This window comes from Phenylobacterium sp. LjRoot219 (assembly GCF_964252995.1).
Lineage (GTDB): Bacteria > Pseudomonadota > Alphaproteobacteria > Caulobacterales > Caulobacteraceae > Phenylobacterium.
The window spans coordinates 611,357-630,041 of the sequence record NZ_CAXUQI020000002.1 but is presented as its reverse complement, the minus strand read 5'-3'; the positions used below and the strand labels follow the sequence as shown (position 1 = coordinate 630,041).

16 protein-coding genes are annotated in these 18,685 nt (G+C 70.0%); 11 read left to right on the top strand and 5 right to left on the bottom strand.

Features of this window, described 5'->3' with window-relative positions; translation table 11 throughout:
- Positions 1–13: 13 nt before the first annotated feature.
- Positions 14–514, bottom strand: a complete 501-nt coding sequence (locus ACSQ14_RS20970) for a YybH family protein (RefSeq protein WP_436016185.1) — start codon at positions 512–514, stop codon at positions 14–16.
- A 268-nt stretch (positions 515–782) separates the two neighbouring features.
- Between ACSQ14_RS20970 and ACSQ14_RS20965 the strand changes: the two genes are divergently transcribed.
- Positions 783–1,439, top strand: a complete 657-nt coding sequence (locus ACSQ14_RS20965) for a carbonic anhydrase (protein ID WP_436016184.1) — start codon at positions 783–785, stop codon at positions 1,437–1,439.
- 29 nt (positions 1,440–1,468) lie between these two features.
- On the top strand, positions 1,469–1,705 hold the full coding sequence (locus ACSQ14_RS20960; protein ID WP_436016183.1) for a RidA family protein: 237 nt from the start codon (positions 1,469–1,471) through the stop codon (positions 1,703–1,705).
- 313 nt (positions 1,706–2,018) lie between these two features.
- On the opposite strand, the gene ACSQ14_RS20955 is transcribed toward ACSQ14_RS20960, so the two are convergent.
- Positions 2,019–2,600, bottom strand: coding sequence for a hypothetical protein (locus tag ACSQ14_RS20955; RefSeq protein ID WP_436016182.1), 582 nt, complete (start codon positions 2,598–2,600; stop codon positions 2,019–2,021).
- A gap of 681 nt (positions 2,601–3,281) precedes the next feature.
- Positions 3,282–3,758, bottom strand: a complete 477-nt coding sequence (locus ACSQ14_RS20950) for an Lrp/AsnC family transcriptional regulator (protein ID WP_436016181.1) — start codon at positions 3,756–3,758, stop codon at positions 3,282–3,284.
- Between the two features lie 106 nt (positions 3,759–3,864).
- Between ACSQ14_RS20950 and ACSQ14_RS20945 the strand changes: the two genes are divergently transcribed.
- The 4 genes from ACSQ14_RS20945 (at position 3,865) to ACSQ14_RS20930 (ending at position 9,513) form a co-directional block, all read left to right on the top strand.
- Positions 3,865–6,210 carry a transketolase gene (locus tag ACSQ14_RS20945; RefSeq protein ID WP_436016180.1) on the top strand — a complete coding sequence of 782 codons (2,346 nt, stop codon included), beginning with the start codon at positions 3,865–3,867 and terminating at the stop codon, positions 6,208–6,210.
- A 122-nt stretch (positions 6,211–6,332) separates the two neighbouring features.
- Positions 6,333–7,139, top strand: coding sequence for an SDR family NAD(P)-dependent oxidoreductase (locus ACSQ14_RS20940; protein ID WP_436016179.1), 807 nt, complete (start codon positions 6,333–6,335; stop codon positions 7,137–7,139).
- 58 nt (positions 7,140–7,197) lie between these two features.
- Complete coding sequence (locus ACSQ14_RS20935; protein ID WP_436016178.1) at positions 7,198–8,262, top strand: NAD(P)H-dependent amine dehydrogenase family protein; 1,065 nt, start codon at positions 7,198–7,200, stop codon at positions 8,260–8,262.
- A gap of 216 nt (positions 8,263–8,478) precedes the next feature.
- Positions 8,479–9,513: a DUF2853 family protein gene (locus tag ACSQ14_RS20930; protein ID WP_436016177.1), complete on the top strand. Its 1,035-nt coding sequence runs from the start codon at positions 8,479–8,481 to the stop codon at positions 9,511–9,513.
- 67 nt (positions 9,514–9,580) lie between these two features.
- On the opposite strand, the gene ACSQ14_RS20925 is transcribed toward ACSQ14_RS20930, so the two are convergent.
- On the bottom strand, positions 9,581–11,398 hold the full coding sequence (locus tag ACSQ14_RS20925) for a DUF885 domain-containing protein (RefSeq protein ID WP_436016176.1): 1,818 nt from the start codon (positions 11,396–11,398) through the stop codon (positions 9,581–9,583).
- A 233-nt stretch (positions 11,399–11,631) separates the two neighbouring features.
- Here ACSQ14_RS20925 and ACSQ14_RS20920 point away from each other — a divergent pair, with 233 nt between their 5' ends.
- From ACSQ14_RS20920 to ACSQ14_RS20905, 4 genes are all read left to right on the top strand, one after another.
- Positions 11,632–13,800: a TonB-dependent receptor gene (locus tag ACSQ14_RS20920; RefSeq protein ID WP_436016175.1), complete on the top strand. Its 2,169-nt coding sequence runs from the start codon at positions 11,632–11,634 to the stop codon at positions 13,798–13,800.
- A complete protein-coding gene (locus ACSQ14_RS20915) occupies positions 13,800–14,918 on the top strand; it encodes a PepSY-associated TM helix domain-containing protein (RefSeq protein WP_436016174.1) in 1,119 nt (372 codons plus the stop codon). The genes ACSQ14_RS20920 and ACSQ14_RS20915 overlap by 1 nt, the downstream gene beginning before the upstream one ends.
- 1 nt (position 14,919) lies before the next feature.
- Positions 14,920–15,078: a hypothetical protein gene (locus ACSQ14_RS20910; RefSeq protein ID WP_436016173.1), complete on the top strand. Its 159-nt coding sequence runs from the start codon at positions 14,920–14,922 to the stop codon at positions 15,076–15,078.
- Between the two features lie 256 nt (positions 15,079–15,334).
- Positions 15,335–16,576, top strand: coding sequence for a hypothetical protein (locus tag ACSQ14_RS20905; protein ID WP_436016172.1), 1,242 nt, complete (start codon positions 15,335–15,337; stop codon positions 16,574–16,576).
- Positions 16,577–16,615: 39 nt separating this feature from the next.
- On the opposite strand, the gene ACSQ14_RS20900 is transcribed toward ACSQ14_RS20905, so the two are convergent.
- On the bottom strand, positions 16,616–16,984 hold the full coding sequence (locus ACSQ14_RS20900) for a hypothetical protein (protein ID WP_436016171.1): 369 nt from the start codon (positions 16,982–16,984) through the stop codon (positions 16,616–16,618).
- A gap of 509 nt (positions 16,985–17,493) precedes the next feature.
- Between ACSQ14_RS20900 and ACSQ14_RS20895 the strand changes: the two genes are divergently transcribed.
- Positions 17,494–18,684, top strand: coding sequence for an efflux RND transporter periplasmic adaptor subunit (locus tag ACSQ14_RS20895; RefSeq protein ID WP_436016170.1), 1,191 nt, complete (start codon positions 17,494–17,496; stop codon positions 18,682–18,684).
- Position 18,685 lies beyond the last annotated feature (1 nt).

Sequence of the window (18,685 nt, the reverse complement as noted above, 5' to 3'; positions counted from 1 at the left end):
GCAGGGCTGGTCGTCAGACCGAGCCGGCCTTCTTGGTGGTCGTCGGCTCGTCGGCGCCCGGCATGCCCGGGTGCGGGCCGTAGTCCGGAGAGTCGTAGAAGTCGCCGGTCATGTCGGCCGGCCCGCGGTACTTCAGGCTCCAGTGGCGCCAGGCGAACTTCCAGCCGTCCGCCGTCTCGACGAAGCGCTCGTAATAGACGCCGAGGGTGTGGGCGGTCGCGCCGCTCATCAGCTTGGCGTCCTCGATCACATAGGTGCGGCCGAACGCAGTGCCGTCGCCGACCGTGAGGATCGGCGCGCCGTTCTGGGTGATCACCTTGTCGCAAAGGCCCAGCAGCTTGGCGAACAGCGCCTCGATCTCGCCGCGGCCGCGCACGTGCTGGCCGGCGATCTTCCACTCGCCGTCCTCGGCGAAGCAGGCGGCGAAGCCCTTGGCGTCCTTGCGCCAGACGGTGTCGATGCAGCGGGCCTGCAACTGGCGAATGCCGCTCTCGGCGGCCACAAAATCGGTCATCTTCCCTCTCCTCACAGCGGCGCCGCATAGAAGCAGACGCGGCGCCGGTTCTGAATGCATTTTCTGCAGCCCGCCCCCCGGACCTTAGAGACACAAGCACGGCTATCCCAGCGCGCGTGCTCCGTCGAACACCTGATTGTCCGCCGCCGGCGTCCCCGCAAGATGACCCCGCCAAGCGGTGCTGCAAGTTGCGAGGGCGAGACCGATGAGCGTGCGCCAGGTTCCACCGACAGCGCCCCCGACCTGCGGTCACGCGCGATGTTTCGCCTTGGCCCGGCGAGGGTTCATCGCCGTCGGCGCCGGCGCGGGCCTGGCCTGGGCCTCGGGGCTGGTCCCGAGCAAGTCGGCGGCCCAGACGACGATCAGTCCGGACGAGGCGCTCGCGCGGCTGGTGGCCGGCAACAAGCGCTACGTCGCGGACGACATGACCTCGTACGCCGAAGACCTCGCCATGCAGAAGGCGGACACGGTGGAAAAGCAGGAGCCGTTCGCGGCGGTGCTGTCCTGCGCCGACTCCCGGGTTCCGGTGGAGACGGTCTTCGACCAGACCATCGGACGCCTGTTCGTCACCCGCGTGGCGGGCAACGTCGCCACCACCGAGATCATCGCCTCGCTCGAATACGGGGCCGCGGTCCTCGGGACCCGCATCATCATGGTGCTGGCCCACCAGGGCTGCGGGGCGGTGAAGGCCGCGGTCGGCGGCCAGGCCGTCCCCGGGCAGATCAGCGCGCTCTACGCCCCGCTGCAACAGGCGGTCGCGCAGGGGGGGCGCGACTACGAGGTCACCGCCAAGCTCAACGCCAAGATCCAGGCCAACCTGCTGGGGACCGCCTCCCCGGTGCTCGCGGAGCTGATCAAGAAGGGGAGCCTCAAGATCGTCGCGGGCTACTATGCGCTGGATACCGGAACGGTGACGCTGCTCTGAGCGGGCGGGGCGGCGTGCCGGAGGGAGCCGTGTCAAAGCCGTTCGAGGTCATCGTACCCGCTTCGATGAAGGCGGTATCCGACGCCTACCGCTTCTCGCCCGCCGTGCGGATCAGCGACCTGCTCCACATCTCCGGGATCATCGGGGTCGACGCCCACGGCCGGCTCCTGCCGACTTTCGCAGCCAGGCGGAGAATATCTTCGCGACGCTCGACGATGTCGCAAGCCTCACCTGCTTTCATGCCGGCGACCTGGAGAGCCAGCTGACCCAGGTCGCCGAGGTGCAGGCGGCGCGGCTCGGCGCGCCCTACCCGGCCGTGACGGGCGTCCGCGTTGCGCAACTCGGCCTGCCGGGCGCGCTCCTCGAAATGACCGCCGTGGCTGTCGCGCGAGCCTAGATGGGGTCAGCGCGCGAGGTGGTCGCCAGCGCTGGTCAGCCGCGTCCCGGAAGCGGAAGTTCCGAACTTCCGCAAAGGGTGGAAAGTCCCCGTTGGCGTCCTGCCCGGAACCGGAGGTCGCCGTCGGCTGTCCAGGGTTGCGCGGACGATGGGATCCCCTTTTCCGACCTACTCCCTTTGTCTCACCAATCCAGCACCTCGGGGTTCTCGATCCGCGATCCCGATTGCGAGTCCACTGCGACGCGCGTCAGCCGGCCATCTTTCAGGATCCCGACCATGTAGGCCTGAACGGTCGAGTCGGGGTTGGAGGCGTTTCTCGCGATGCCGGCCACGACCGCCGGTGCGCCCTGCTGTGAGGCTTCGGCCGTGCGGATCGCGTCGGCGAGCGAAATCTTGGCGTCCTGCACGGCGGCCGCGCGCCGTTGGTTCCGCCACGTCAACATCCACGACGGAACCGATGCGCCGGTAAGCTCAACAGCTTGGCCGGTCGGAGTGTCGAGCCGCCAAAACCTGACGTCCGACCCCTTCAACACGATGACGCCGTAGCCCGGAGTACCGGCGACGTTGTTAAAGGTTATCGCGGCCACTCGTCCGCCGTTCAGGGACTCGATGTGGGTCACCGCGTCGGGCAGGGTCTTCGGATCGCCGCTAAAGCCGGTGACGTCGATGCTGAGGTTATTGTTCACCCTGAAGGTCTGGGCGAGAGTTGGCGCTGCAGCGGCCAAGCTGCTGACGGTGGCGATTGCAAGCAGAAGAGCGCGCATGGAGGTCTCCTCGGAGGTTGTGTTCCCCTACCCGGGTTACACCCCTCGGCGACTTCAAAGTCACTCGCGCCGACACCTGAGCTTGGACGGTGGCCCACCTGAGAGCGGACCTCGCGAATGACCGAGACGGTCGCGAGCGCCAAGAGGGCTGGCTCCGAAATCCGGAACTCCGTGGTGCCTCGTTATCGCGTCTCCGCGACATGCACCCCTGCGTACGGCGACCCGCGCTCATAGGAGCACGCATAACCCTTTCGCATGAGGCGTTTGCCAAGAGTACCGCTTGTTTCCCCTGCCCGGGCACGGTTTGAACCACTCGCGCGTAAGCTTCGCATCTCCGAAGCCTGCCCGACGCAATGCCGCCATAGCGTTCCGCTCGTGGCGTGCCCCTGTGTCACTTCATGCCAGATCGGATATCCAACGTAGAAGGCAGCGCCGATCGCGAGCGCGATCAAAAAGTCCTCCTTCTTCGCCCGCCGATCGACAGCAAAGGGCCGCGGACGACCGTCGGTGAGGTCGCGCAATGGATCTAACATCCTTCGAGCTTGCCGCGTCGCCGATTGACGTTCCGCTAAGGGTCGTTAGGGCCAGTTCGCGCGGGACCCGGATGCGGAACCTAGCGAGGTTCCACTGCCCGGCTGGGACCTGACCTCCGCTTCCGGTCATGCGGCGGTGCTCACCGCCTCAGACCGCCCGCACCGGCAGCGCCGTCTTGTAGACCACCGGGCGCAGGGCGAAGCTCGAGGTCACCTGGCCGACGCCGGGGATGCGGGTCAGCTTGCGGCGCAGGAAATCCTCGAACTCGCCGAGCGAGCCGACTAGGACGCGCAGCTGATAGTCCGCCTCGCCGGTCATCAGGTAGCACTCCATGACCTCGGGAAACTCGGCGACGGCCGCCTCGAACAGCGCCAGGTGCCGGTCGTCCTGCTGGTCGAGGCGGATGCGCACGAAGGCGGTGACGCCGAGGCCCACCGCCTCCGGATCGACCAGGGCGACATAGCTGCGGATCACCCCCTCGCTCTCCAGATGGCGCAGCCGGCGCAGGCACGGGCTGGGCGACAAGCCGATCTGCTCGGACAGCTCCTGGTTGGACATCCGGCCGTCGGCCTGCAGCTGCTCGAGGATCTTGCGGTCCAGCTCGTCGAGGCGCGCGGTTGGCATGAGTGAACTGGACCTCAGATCGAGTTGGCAGATTCTGCCAAATATGGGCCATATTGTAGCTGAATTTGCAAGGACCTGTGGCGAGCCGCGGCGCTAAGTTCGCCCCATGACCGACACCATCGCGCCCGACCGCCAGGACACCGTCAAAGCCCTCGACATGCTCGAGACCCGGCTGCGCTGGCTGTCGTCGTGGACCGTGCACAACGCCAACCACCTGCGGGCCAAGCGCGACGGGCTGAAGGTCGGCGGCCACCAGGCGAGCTGCGCCTCGATGACCGCGATCATGTCGGCGCTCTACTTCCATGCGCTGCGGCCGCAGGACCGGGTGGCGGTCAAGCCGCACGCCGGCCCGGTGCTGCACGCCATCCACTACCTGCTCGGCGACCAGTCGCTGGACCAGCTGCAGCGCTTCCGCGGGCTCGGCGGCGCGCAGAGCTATCCGTCGCGGACCAAGGACCAGATCCCGGTCGACTTCTCGACCGGCTCGGTGGGGCTGGGCGTCGCGATCACCGCCTTCGCCAGCCTGGTGCAGGATTACCTGATCGCGCACGGCCAGATGCCCGCGGCCGACGCCGGGCGGATGATCGCGCTGATGGGCGACGCCGAGCTCGACGAAGGCAACATCTACGAGTGCCTGATCGAGGGCTACAAGCACGACCTGCGGAACTGCTGGTGGGTGGTCGACTACAATCGCCAGTCGCTCGACAGCACCACCGCCGACCGGATGTTCCGGCGGTTCGACGACATCTTCCAGACCTGCGGCTGGCGGGTGCTGACCCTGAAGTACGGCAAGCTGCAGCGCGCGGCGTTCCAGCGGCCGGGCGGGCGCACGCTCGAGGAGTGGATCGACAACTGTCCGAACGCCGAGTTCGCCGCCCTCACCTATCAGGGCGGCGCGGCCTGGCGCGCGCGGCTGATGGCCGACATCGGCGACCGGCCCAACGTGGCGGCGCTGCTCGACAGCTTCGACGACGACGCGCTGGCGACGCTGATGACCAATCTCGGCGGTCACTGCGTCGAGACGCTGATCGACGCCTTCGATCAGGCGGCCGACGACATCCCGACGCTGTTCATCGCCTACACCGTCAAGGGCTACGGCCTGCCGCTGGCTGGCCACAAGGACAACCACTCCGGCATGATGACGCCGGACCAGATCGCCCAGCTGCGCGCGTCCCTGAGCATCGCCGAGGGCGAGGAGTGGGAGCCGTGGGGCGGCCTGGGGGCCAACGCCGCGGCGCGGCTGAAGGCCTTCGTCGGCGACAGCCCCTTGGCGCGGACCCGCGCCCAGCCGGCCGCCGAGCCGGTGCCGGTGCCCGCGCGGCTGCCGGTCCCGCCCGGCGCCCAGCAGTCCACCCAGGCCGCATTCGGCCGCATCCTGCTGGACCTCGCCAAGTCCGGCGAGCCGCTCGGCGACCGCATCGTCACCACCGCCCCGGACGTCACCCAGACCACCAACCTCGGGGCCTTCGTCAACCAGCGCGGGCTGTTCCGCCGCCAGGAGCTGGCCGACGTCTTCCAGAAGGCCAAGATCCCCTCGGCCCAGAAGTGGGCGCAGCACGAGGCCGGCCAGCACATCGAGCTCGGCATCGCCGAGAACAACTTCTTCCTGCTGATGGCGGCGCTGGGACTGTCGGCGCCGCTGTTCGGCCAGAGGCTGCTGCCGGTCGGCACGGTCTACGACCCGTTCATCTCGCGCGGGCTCGATGCGCTGAACTACGGCTGCTACCAGGACGCCCGCTTCCTGCTGGTCGGCACCCCGTCGGGCCTGACCTTGGCCGCCGAGGGCGGCGCGCACCAGTCGATCAACACTCCGCTGATCGGCATGGGCCAGCCGGGCTTGACCTATTTCGAGCCGGCCTTCGCCGACGAGCTGGCGCTGATCATGCGCTGGGCCTTCGACCATATGCAGCGGCCGGCCGACGGCGGCTCGGTCTACCTGCGGCTCAGCACAAGGCAGATCCCGCAGATCGAACGCCCGGACGACGGCTGGGAGGCCGACGCACTGAAGGGCGGGTACTGGCTGCGCAAGCCGGGCCAGGACGCCAAGGCCGCCATCGCCTTCACCGGCGCGGTCGCGCCCGAGGCGCTGACCGCCTGGGAGCAGCTGGCCGACGACCTGCCCGGCCTGGGCCTGCTCAACGTCACCTCGCCGGACCTGCTGCACCGCGGCTGGTCGGCCCGCCGCGCCGCCCGCTGGACCGGCAAGAAGCCCGAGCTCAGCCACGCCGAGACCCTGCTGTCGGCGCTGCCGCCGGGCGCCGGCCTGGTCACCGTGCTCGACGGCTCGCCGGGCGCGCTCTCCTGGCTGGGCGGCGTCACCGGCCTGCGCGTCAGCCCGCTCGGCGTCGACCGCTTCGGCCAGTGCGGCGACCTGCCGGATCTCCACCGCACCTATCGGCTGGACGCCGAAGCGATCATTGACGCGACGGCGGAACTGTTCCTGCGAGGCTGACCGCCTTTGCTTCAACCTCCCAAATGGGAGGTTCCCGCCACCCCTCCACGTGCCATCACCTGGGCAACGACAGAGGGATGCGCCGGCGCTTCAGCGCGGCGGAGATTGGCGGAGGAAACCGAGTGGATCTGCAGCTTGCGGGACGGCGCGCGCTGGTGACGGGCAGCAGCAGCGGGATCGGCGAAGCCGTTGCGCGAATGCTTGCGCAGGAAGGCGCCGCGGTCATCGTTCACGGCCGGAACCGCGAGCGGGCTGAAAAGGTCGCCGCGGAGATCCAGGCGGCCGGCGTCGCGATTGGCGATCTCGGCACCGACGAGGGCGCCGCGGCGGTGCACGAAGAAGCCCGCGCCGCGCTCGGCGGATCCATCGAAATCCTGATCAACAACGCCGGCGGCAGCTCCACCGGCAACACCTCGAAGCCGCCGCTGGACATCAAGGTCGAGGACTTTCTGTCGAATTATCACGCCAACATGCTCGGCGCGGTGCGGCTGGCGCTGCTCGCCGTGCCGGACATGGTCACGGCCAAGTTCGGCCGTGTGGTCAACGTCTCCAGCGCCGTGGCGATTCAGCCGAACAATGTCGGCGTCGACTATTCCGCGGCGAAGTCGGCGCTGAACAATTTCACCGTCAGCCTGGCCGGATCGCTGAAGGGCGTCGGCGTCACGGTGAACACCGTCACGCCCGGGGTGATCATGGTGGACGGCCTGGTGCGGTTCGGACGCGCCAAGTTCGGCGACCCCGAGATGTCGTTCGAGGAGATCGCCCAGCGGCTGGCGGACGCGAAGGTGTTCGATCTGCCGCCGGTCGGCCGGCTCGGGCTGCCCAATGAGGTCGCGATGGTGGCCTGCATGCTGGCGAGCCCGGCCCTGGGCTACGTGACCGGGTCGAACTATCGCGTCGACGGCGGACAGGTCCGCTCGGTCGTCTGATGAAAATGGCCGGGCCGACAAGCCACCTCGGCCCGCCGAACAACAGGAAGCGCTCGTAATGGCTCAGAAGACCTATCGCGTGATCCAATGGTGCACCGGCGTCGTCGGCAAGGCGGCGCTGCAGCACTTCATCGAGAACCCGATCTACGACCTGGTCGGCGTCCTGGTCACCAATCCGGAAAAAGTCGGCAAGGACGCCGGCGAGATCGTCGGCCTGCCGCCGACGACCGGCGTGCTGGCGACGAACGATGTCGAGAAGATCATCGCCCTTGAGGCCGACTGCGTGCACTTCGCGCCGATCGTCACCGACGTCGACCTGATCTGCCGCCTGCTGCGGTCCGGTAAGAACGTCGCCTCGGTCGCCGGTCCGTTCTCGCGGCAGCATTACCCGGAGCAGTTCGCGAAGATCGACGCAGCCTGTCAGGAGGGGCAGACCTCCTACCACGCCTGCGGCATTCACCCGGGCTTCTCGGGCGACATCCTGCCGCTGACGCTCACCCGGCTGATGAACCGCGTCGACCACATCCAGGTCACCGAGTTCATCGACAAGATCCGCAACCCGATGGTCTACACCGAGATGATGGGCTTCGGGCGCGACCCGGACGAGCTCCTGGCGAAGCCGAGCCGCTCGCCGGAAGCGCCCTTCGCCTTCGCGGAATCCATGGCGATGGTCGCCGAAGGCCTGGGCAAGACGATCGAGAAAGTCACCACCAAGCTGGAAGTCGCCAAGGCGACCCAGGACATCCCCTACAGCCTCGGCGTGGGCCTGCCCGACACCGGCGTCGTCCGCGAAGGCACGGTGGCCGGCCAGCACTACGAATGGACTGCCTGGGCGGACGGGGCGCCGCTGATCACCTACCATTTCTACTGGACCATGGGCGAACACGTCGAACCGAAGTGGGATCTCGACAGCCGCTATCAGGTGGTGATCGACGGCGATCCGGCGCTCGAAGTGAGGCTGATGGCGCGCCCGGACGCCAATGGCGTGCGCCCGTTCCTGGGTCTGCCGTGGACCGGACTGGTCGGCGCGACGGCGATGGCGGCGATCTGCGACGCCAAGCCGGGCGTGGTCACCCACATCGACCTCGGCGTGGTCCAGCCGCACGGCCTCGTCCGGCGCTGACGCGCCGGCAGCCCCCCGGACTGAACCCGGGTCATCGCCGGACCGCGATGACCCGGGGCTGAGCCGCCACGGCCCCGGCGCGGCCGGCTCTCTAGGGCGTTTCCCACGGCCACCCCAGCATAGCGCCCGAGCGAGCCATCGCTTGCCCGGGTCTATAGCGGGTCGGCGTCGCGCTGACCGCCCCGGTCGCCGCGGCCTTAGCCGAGGAGGCTCCTCATGGCCGAAGACTGGTCCCTCGACGTGCGGAAGTACGTCCCCGACGCCGACCAGGGCGTCATCGACGCGATCGTGCGCTACTGCGGCATAGCCCTGCAGAAGCGGGATTCGTCGCTCGTTTCGTTCACCGAGAAGGTCGAAGTCGACCGGGTCCGCGAGAACTACCTCAAGAAGAAGCTGGGCCTCACCGCCCCGGATTCCGAGCTCGACGCCGGCATCGCTGCGGTGGGCGAGCGCATGAAGGCCGACCACACCAAGAACCGCGTCACGGTCTACTACCTGCTGGCCGAGCGCTTCAGGAAGCTGTCGGTGTTCGGCGGGCGTGACGGGATCGCCGCAGCGCCGGCCGCCGCCTCGGCCGCAGCGATGGGCGTGGCCGCCTCGGCGGTCGCCAGCATGCCCGACCGCCGTCCCGAACGGCCCGCCGCCGCGGCGGTCCCGCCCGCCCAGCCGGCGGCGCAGGCCTTCAGCGCCCGACCCGCCGCGGCCGCCGCCACGCCCGCCGCCGGCGGCATGCCGCGTTGGCTGCCATGGCTCATCCTCGGGATCGCCCTGCTGGCCCTGCTGTGGTGGCTGGTCGCCGGTCGGCAAGCCGCCAGGCCCGTCGCCGAGACCGCGCCGCCCGCCCCAGCAGTCGCGACCGCACCGGCGCCCGCCGCGACCGTCGCTGCGCCGGCCGCCGCGCCCGGCGCGACCACCACCGCGCCGGTCGTCGCCGGCTTCCCGGCCAAGGTCTTCTTCGCCAACGACTCGGCGGTCATCCCGGCCGACAGCGGCCCGGTGATCGAGAAGGCCGCCGCCGCCTTCAAGGCCGACGGCGGCAGGATCGCGGTCACCGCCTACACCGACCGCACCGGCGACCTCGCGCACAATCAGGAGCTGGCGAGGAACCGCGCCGTCGCCGTGCGCGACGCCCTGGTCAACGCCGGGGTGCCGCTGGCCAGCATCGAGATGCGCCCGCCGGCCACGGTCGAGATCGGCGCCGCCAACACGATGGACGCCGACGCCCGTCGCGTCGAAATCGGCCGCATGTAGCTTGGACCGCGGGCCTCCGGCCACGCCGGCGGCCCGCAGCCGCCCTCAGGTGGAGGACCTCCGGCCGCTAGCCCGGGATCGTCTCCTGCACGGTGCGCTCCAGCACCACCAGCGGCGAGGCCCCGCGAAGCAGCACGTCGTGGAAGGTCTTGAGGTCGAACTTCGCGCCGGCCCGGGCCTTGGCCTCCTCGCGCAGCCGCACCCATTCGGTGTGGCCGATCTTGTAGGCGCACGCCTGGCCCGGCCAGACGGCGTAGCGGTCGATCTCGCGCTGCACCCGGCTGCGCGCGTAGCCGGTCTTCTCGACCATGTAGTCGGTGGCCTGCGCGCGGCTCCAGCGCTTGGCGTGCATGCCGGTGTCGACCACCACCCGCACCGCCCGGAACTGCAGCGACTGCAGATAGCCCAGGCGGCCGACCGGATCGCCGTCGTAGGCGCCGAGCTCGTCGGCCAGTTGCTCGGCGTAGAGCGCCCAGCCCTCGGCGTAGGCGGAGAAATTCAGCGCCACCTGGCGCAGCAGCGGGATCTCGGTCGAGGCCCGCGAGATCGCCCCCTCCCATTGGTGGCCCGGGATCGCCTCATGGTAGGTCAAGGTCGGCAGGCTGAACTTCGGCCACTCGGCCGTGTCCTTGAGGTTGATGTAGAACCGGCCCGGCCGCGCGCCGTCCAGCGACGGCGGCGTGGCGTAGCCGTTCGGCGCGCCGGCCTCGATCTCCGGCGGCACGCGGACGATCTCCACCGGCGTCTTCGGCAGGGTGCGGAAGGCGCGCGGCATCTTCCCGCGCATCGCGTCGGTCTGGACGTTCAGCGCCTTCAGCAGTTCGGCGCGGCCGGCGTCGGTGTTCGGGTAGAGCTGATCCGGACGCTTGGCGAGCTCGGCCATCCGCGCGCCGACCGCTCCTTGGGTCAGGCCCTCGGCTTTCAGCAGCAGGTCCATCTGCGCCTCGAGCTCGGCAACCTGCCTGAGCCCGAGGTCGTGCGCCTGTTCCGGCGTCAGCCGGGTGGTGGTCTGGAAGGCCAGCGCGCCGGCGTAGAAGGCCTCGCCGTCGGGGATCTTCCAGATCCCCGGCTCCGGCCGGGCCTGCGGGCGCAGCGCCTCGACCGCGGCGATCTGCCGGTCGAGCGCCGGATAAACCTCGCCGCCGACGATCGCCGCAGCCCGGCGGCCCCAGTCGCCGGCGATCTTCGCCTCCGCCGCCCGCCGGGTCAGCGAGGTGGTCAGGCCGCTCGCCTCCGGCGCCGGGGCGCGCAGCTGCCGCAACTGCGCCAGGGTCGCGTCGAGCACGAAGTCGGGCGCGAGCACGCCGCGCGCGGCGTCCTTGCGGAAGTCCGCGGTGTTGGCGTCGAGCGCGCCGGCGAAGGCCGCGAGCCGGGCCAGATAGGCCTCGGCGTCGCTGGCGGTCTTCACCGGATGCACCGAATCCAGGAAGTCCGGCACGCCCTGATAGGCGCCCGCCAGCTGGCTCAGCACATAGGGCGAGTACGGCGCATAGCCGGCGGTCTCGCCGAACGGGAAACGCTCCCCGCCGTCGACGCCCTGGCGATAGGCGTAGTCGGCCACCTCCAGGTCCGTCCGCCCCATCGGCGACAGCTTCGCCGGGTCGATCGTCGCCAGCCGCGCGAGCCGCGTCTTGTAGGCGGCGATCCAGCGCGCCCGGCCGGCGGAGGACAGGTCGTCCAGCCGGCTGCGCTGGGCGGCGCGCTTGCCGACGTCGACCCCGAACGTCGTCGCGGTCTGCGGCCAGGCGTCGAGGTCCTCCTCCCAGAAGGCGTCCAGCAGCGCCCGCAGCCGGGCGTCTTCGGGCGTCGCAGCCTGCGCCCCGCCCGTCCAGACGCCCGCCAGGGCCAGCGCTGTTGTGCCTTGCAGAAACAGGCGGCGATCCATGGTGCTTTCCCCCGCAGCGGCGACTGCCTGGCAGGGAGCCTAGTGGCTGAGCGCCACCGCGAACAAGGCGCCGCTTGCGGATCGGGGCGCTTCGCCTCGGACCGGGTGTGGCCGCGGCGCCGAGCTGCGCTGAATTGCAACAAAAACAGCGGGGTGTGGCGTGGCCTCTGATTGTCAGCCGCCGCCTCAATCGCTAGTGCGAGTTACTCGCATTCTCTTGGGGCTGACGGTTCATGGGCTATCGGAATTTCGCACTGGCTTCGGCGGCGGCCGCAGCGCTCCTCGGGGCGTCTCCTGCCTGGGCCCAGGCGGCCAATCCGGCGCCGACGTCGGTCAGCGAAGTGGTGGTGACCGCCGGCTCGCAGGTCGAGCTGACCGGCGACTACGCCGGCGGCCAGGTGGCGCGCGGCGGCCGGGTCGGCATGTTCGGCGCGATGGACCTGATGGACACGCCGTTCGTCATCACCAGCTACACCTCGGAGCTGATGCTGAACCAGCAGGCGCGCAGCGTCGCCGACGTGCTGCAGAACGACCCGTCGGTGCGGGTCGCCAAGGGCTTCGGCAACTTCCAGGAGCTCTACGTCATCCGCGGCTTCCCGGTCTATTCGGACGACATGACCTACAACGGGGTCTACGGGATCCTGCCGCGCCAGTATGTGGCGGCCGAGTTCCTCGAGCGGGTCGAGGTCTTCCACGGCGCCAACGCCTTCCTGAACGGCGCCGCGCCGGGCGGCTCGGCGGTCGGCGGCGCCTTCAACCTGGTGCCGAAGCGCGCGCCGGACGCGCCGCTCACCCGCTTCACCGCCGGCTGGGAGACCGGCGGCAGCCTCCTCACCGCGGCCGACGTGGCGCGCCGGTTCGGGCCGGACGGCGACTTCGGCGTCCGCGGCAACCTCGTGCGCCGCAGCGGCGAGACCTCGGTCAAGGACCAGGGCCGCGAGCTGACCGTCGCCGCACTGGGCCTCGACTATCGCGGCGACCGGGCGCGCTTCTCCGCCGACGTCGGCTACCAGGACCACCACATCAAGGCGCCGCGCCCGAGCGTCACCCCGCTCGGCGAGATCCCGGCCCCGCCGGAGGCCTCGTCGAACTTCGCCCAGCCCTGGACCTTCACCGACGAGCGCCAGCTGTTCGGCGTGGCCCGCGGCGAGGCCGACATCACCGACGACCTCAGCGTCTGGGCGGCGGTCGGCGGCCGCGACGGGCGCGAGAAGAACGTGCTTTCCAACCCCTCGGCCTTCGCCGACGGGACCACCACCGCCTACCGCTTCGACAACCGCCGCGAGGACACGGTGATCTCCGCCGACGCCGGGGTCCGGTTCAACCTGACCACCGGCCCGGTCGACCACCGGCTGGTCGGCGCCGGCCAGGCGGTGAAGCTGAAATCGAAGAACGCCTACGCCTTCTCGAGCTTCGCCGGCTTCCCGGGCAGCCTCTATACGCCGACCGTGGTGGCGCGGCCGGCGACCGACTTCTTCATCGGCGGCGTGCTGAACGATCCGCTGGTGACCGAGCGCACCCGCAACACCAGCTTCGCCCTGGCCGACATGATGTCGTTCCTCGACGACCGGGTGCTGTTCACCGCCGGCGTGCGCTGGCAGGAGATCTACACCCGCACCTTCGACTACAACGACGGCTCCGAAAACAGCCGCTACAAGTCCGACGCCTGGACCCCGGCCTTCGCCCTGGTAGTGAAGCCGAACGAGCGGATCTCGGTGTTCGGCAACTACTCCCAGGCGCTGATCCCCGGCCAGACCGCGCCGGACACGGTCGGCGGCGTGCCGGTGCTGAACGCCGGCACGGTGCTCGCGCCGTTCCGCGGCAAGCAGTACGAGCTCGGGATGAAGGTCGACTACGGGACCTTCGGCGGCTCGCTGTCGGCCTTCCAGGTCTCTCTGCCCAGCGCCTTCGTCCAGGACAACCTGTTCCAGAGCAACGGCAAGCAGCGCCACCGCGGCCTGGAGCTCAGCGCCTACGGCCAGCCCGTCGAGAACGTCCGGCTGCTCGGTGGCGCCACCTACATCGACCCGAAAATGACCCGCACCGCGGACGGCGCCCTGGACGGCAATGCGCCGATCGGCGTGCCGGAGTTCACCGCCAACCTCGACCTCGAGTGGGACGTGCCCGCCGTCGCCGGCCTGACGCTGGAAGGCCGGGCGATCTACACCGGCGAGCAATGGGCCAACGCCACCAACACCGTCGAGCTGAAGTCCTGGACCCGCTTCGACCTCGGCGTCCGCTACGCCTTCGAAGCGGCGGACCAGGCGCTGACCCTGCGAGCCCGCGTCGAGAACGTCGCCGACAAGGACTACTGGGCCTCGGCCGGCGGCTACCCGGGAGCGAACTATCTGGTGCTCGGCACGCCGCGCACCTTCATCGTCTCCGCCTCGGTCGACTTCTGATGCTGCGGCAGGAGACCGTGCGCGCCTGGCAGGCGGTCCACACCTGGACCAGCCTGGTGTGCACGGTCTTCCTGCTGATGCTGTGCCTGACCGGCCTGCCGCTGATCTTCCACCACGAGATCGACGACGCGCTGGGCCACGACCGCTGGCGCCCCGCCAACCCCGGGGGGCCGCTGATGACGTACGACCAGGTGCTGGCGACAGCGCTGAAAGCCCGGCCGGGCGAGGCGCCGATCTTCATGAGCTTCGACGACGACCGGCCGGTCGTGAACGTCACCACCGGACCGCGGCCCGACGCGGCCGGCTCGGAGATGCACTTCGCCTCCTTCGACCTGACCAGCGGCCAGGAGGCGCCCCCGATCCCGGGCGGCGGGGTGATGGACTTCATCCTGCAGCTGCACACCGACCTGTTCCTCGGCCTGCCCGGCATGCTGTTCCTCGGCGCGATGGGCCTGGCCTTCGCCGGGGCGATCGTCTCCGGCGTGGTGCTCTACGCCCCCTTCATGCAGAAGCTGCCGTTCGGCGCGGTCCGCGCCTCGCGCTCGCCGCGCGCCAAATGGCTCGACCTGCACAACCTGATGGGCGTGGTCACGGTGGCCTGGGCGCTGACGGTCGGGCTGACCGGCGTCGTCAACACGTTGGCCACGCCGATCGTCGACCACTGGAAGAACACCGAGCTCGCCGCCCTGACCGCCGCCTACGCCGGCCAGCGGCCGGTGGCGCCGAGCGCCTCGCTCGACGCCGCGGTGACGACCGCGCGCAAGGCGCTGCCCGGCATGCAGCTGCAGTTCGTGGCCTTCCCCGGCGGTTCCTACTCCACCGCCCACCACTACGCGGTCTTCTTCCACGGCGACCGGCCGCTCACCAAGCACCTGATCACCCCGGCGCTGATCGACGCCGAGACCGGGGCGCTGACCGCGGTGCGGCCGATGCCCTGGTACGCCAACGCGCTGTCGATCTCCCAGCCGCTGCACTTCGGCGACTACGGCGGACTGCCGCTGAAGCTGGTCTGGGCCGGGCTCGACGTCGTGACCATCATCGTCACCGGCAGCGGCCTCTACCTCTGGATCGCGCGCCGTAAGGTCCGCGCCCGGCGCGCGGCCCCGGTCGCCGCCTGAGATGCGGCGCACCTTCGGTCTTCCCGCCCTGATCGCGCTGTCCAGCGCCGTCGGCCTGGGCGCCGCCCTGCTCGGCGACGGCGTCTGGGACATCCTCGGCGCGGCGCTGCTCACGGCTCCGCTGGCGGTGACCGCCTGGCGCTGGCTCCGGCGGAGCTGACGGCCGCCCGCGCTCGGTTCTCATCTTTCCAACCGGCGCCCGCAAGTTAAGGCTGCGACCCGACCGTCGGGCATGGTGGGTGATCTCGCACGTATCCAGTGTTAGCGTGTGGGACAGCCGCAAAGGCCAGGCGATGCGCAATAACGTCTTCTTCGGATTGCTCGAAACCACGCGCGCCCGCCCCACCTTTCGACTGAGCAGTCGCCCCCACCGGCGGCCAAACCTGACCCTGATCGCCGCCGCGCTCGCGGTTATTGTGGCGGCATTTGGGCAGCCGGCGAAGGCCGCACCGGCCGCCTACCTCGACTGGGTGGTGTTCGCCCCGGGCGGGGTCCAGGCCTGGTCGGCGCGCGCGCCGCTGGTGATGACCGTGTCGATGGGCGCGGCCCCGGCGACACACCTGCTGGCGCGCTCGACCCTGATGGAGGAACAGACCAACCAGCTGTTCGGCGGCGGCGTGCTGACGGTCTGCTCGAAGCCGTTCCTGACCGATTGCGGCCCGGTCGCCGAGGTCGCCGCCGGCCAGCCGGTGCAGCTCTACCTGCACCCGAAGTATCCGCCCGCGCCGGGCAAATACACCGGCACCGTCCAGCTGTTCGCCGCCGAAGGGCGCAGCGAGCCCGCCACGGTGACCGTCTACGTCACCAGCGGGCTCTGGAAGTTCTGGGGGCTGATCGCCCTGGCGCTCGGGCTGGCGGCCTCGGCGATCCTGACCGTCGGCGTGCGCAACGGCCTGCAACGGGCCCAGCTGCTGGCGCCGGCCAATACCCTGGAGGACGCCTTTGCCGACCTCGAAGCCCGGCTGCCCTCGCAGAGCGATCGGGTCGAGCAGACCCGCGACACCATCCGCGCCTGGCGCGAGAACCTCTCGACCCGCCAGCTCGAGGCGGCCGGCTATGTGCCGCGGCGCTTCGCGGTCGCCGCGGCGACGATCGACAAGGCCGCCGCCTATCAGGACTGGCTCAATCGCGGGTCCGCCGCGGCCAGCGCGCTCGACCGGCTGCTCGGCGGGTTCCAGGCGCTGGCGGCCGCCGAGCGGGCGCTGCCGGACGACGCCGATCATTTGGTGCGCTCGACGGTGGAGGCGGCCTGGTCAGAGATCGACGCGTTGTCGGCCAACGCCCGGTCCGACCTGCCGAACGCCGTCGTCATCCCCGAGGTCGACGCAGCGATCGCCGGCGTCCTGACCCAGCTCCGACGCCGGGTTTCCCAGCCGAGCGCCGACCTGCTGCTGCCGCCGCTGCGGCGCAAGTCCGAGCGGATCCGCTTTCAGATCAGCAGCTACAGCCTGGCCACCTGGCTGTTCGTCGCGCTGATCACCTTTGTCGTCGGCGCCTATGCGCTGGTGCTTGCCCGGCCGGAATTCGGCCGGGTGCAGGACTATGTGGTCAGCTTCCTGTGGGCCTTCGCCCTGCCGTCGGCCGCGGCGCAACTGGCGCAGCTGTCGCCGAGCTCGCTGGCGGCGTCGATGGGCGTGGCCCGCCCGACCAGCGGCTGAGCCCCCGGACTGACGGCGTCCAGGGGCTCTCTGCTGTCCTCAGCGCAGCGCGGTCAAAAGCGCGGCGGGCACCAGGCTCGCCGCATCGGCTCGCACCGGGCGCCCGGCGGGCGCGCCATTGTCGTTCGCCGCTGCGTCCGCCGAGATCGAGCGGCTCATCAGCTGGAAGACGGTGCTGCGGCGCGTCCGCACGCCGCGCAGCGCGAACAGGTCCCGCGCGTCGCCCGCCCGATCCACCAGAAAGCGCTCCAGCTCGAGCGAACGCGCGACCTCGCCCGCGCCCTTAATATTCAGCCTTAACGCCCGCCGATCCAGCAACCGGGTCACATACCACGGCATGTGCGTGGGAACCGGGAAGCGATTGTTAGAGTCCACCCCGACGGATCGGTGCTTTTCGATCTGAGACATCACAAAAAACCCTCGCCTGATGCGTGTAATGTGCAGCGAAGATTTACGTTTTGGCAACTCTCTTTTTCGCCATCCAGGCGAATTCTATATAGTTAACTTGCGGGATGAATATTCATCATGAACTCACGCGCGCGCCGTTGAGCAGGGTCGCACGTGGCGCCGACCTGCTTGAGCTGACCGAGGATGATGCGGGAGGGGTGGAACGTCGCCGCAACAGGGCGCGCGGCGGTGAGCCGTATGTTGCGCGAGAGAGCTCCAGAGGTGCTTCTGCGGTGACTAAGCCGTCTTGGTTGCGACGACCCTTTACCGCAGGGCCTCTGCAGGTGACGAGCAAGGCCCGGCTCGTCTGCCAAAACGTGCCCCGTCAGGCTTGGGTTCCTGGGGCGGCGTGACCGATCGCTGGGCTGCGCCAGGCCCGCAACGCCCCACACCATCGGATCATATTGTCTCGCTGGCTCTGCGCCCCGATGGTGGACGCCTCGACGGCCCCTCGAGCGATGGTGGACGGGATGAGAACAGCTGGGCTGGTCCTGGCGACACTGCTGGCCCTCTCGGTGGGCGGCTGCGGGTCGGACAAGCCTGCGAAGCCGCCCCCGCAGGCGATCGCCGCCGCGCATCCGCTGCAGCGCGACGTCGTCGACTGGGACGACTACGTCGGCCGCTTCGAGGCGATCCAGGACGTCCAGGTGATGCCCCGCGTCTCCGGGCAGATCACCCGCATCGCCTTCCGCGAAGGGGTCGAGGTCGCCAAGGGCCAGTTCCTGTTCGAGATCGATCCCCGGCCGTTCCGCGCGGCGCTGGCGCAGGCTCAGGCCAACGCCGCGAAGGCCGCGGCCACGCTCGCCAACGCCCGCACCGAACTCACGCGCGCCAGCGAGCTGTTGCAGGTCCGCGCCGTCAGCCGCGAAGAGTATGAGCAGAAACTGGCGACGCAGCGCTCCGCCGAGGCCGACCTCGAAGCCGCCCGCGCGGCGGTGCAGGCGAGCGCACTGGATCTCGAGTTCACCAGTGTCCGCGCGCCGATCGCCGGCCGCGTGTCCGACAAGCGGGTGTCGATCGGCGACTATGTGACCGCCGGGCAGACCCTGCTCACCCGGGTCGTGACGGTCGACCCGATCTGGTTCAGCTTCGACGGCGCCGAGAGCTTCTATCTCAAGTACATCCGCCAGGCGGAGAGCGGCGAGCGACCTTCGTCGCGCTACGCGCCGAACCCCGTCGAGATCAAGCTGGCGGACGAGGCCAGCTATCGCTGGCAGGGCCGGATGGCCTTCGTCGACAATGCGATCGACACCGCCTCGGGCACGATCCGCGCGCACGCCACGGTGGCCAATCCGCAAGGGCTGCTGGTGCCCGGCATGTTCGGCCGCGCGCGGCTGCTCGGCTCAGGCGCCTACCGCGCCATGCTGGTGCCGGACGAGGCGATCGTCACCGACCAGACTCGCCGCTTCGTCTATGTCGTCGGCCAGGGCGGCAAGGTGGCGATCCGTAACGTCGAGACCGGCCCGCTGGTCGAGGGCCTGCGGGTCATCAAGAACGGCCTCGCGCCAGGCGATCGCGTGGCGCTCGACGGGCTGGCCCGGCTGCAGCCCGGGGCGACCGTCCAGGTGCGGATGACCCAGATCAAGCCGCGCGCCGCCAACGACTCGCCCACCTCGGCGCCGATCACCGCTCCGCAGTCGTTCGAAGCGACCGCGCGGTAGC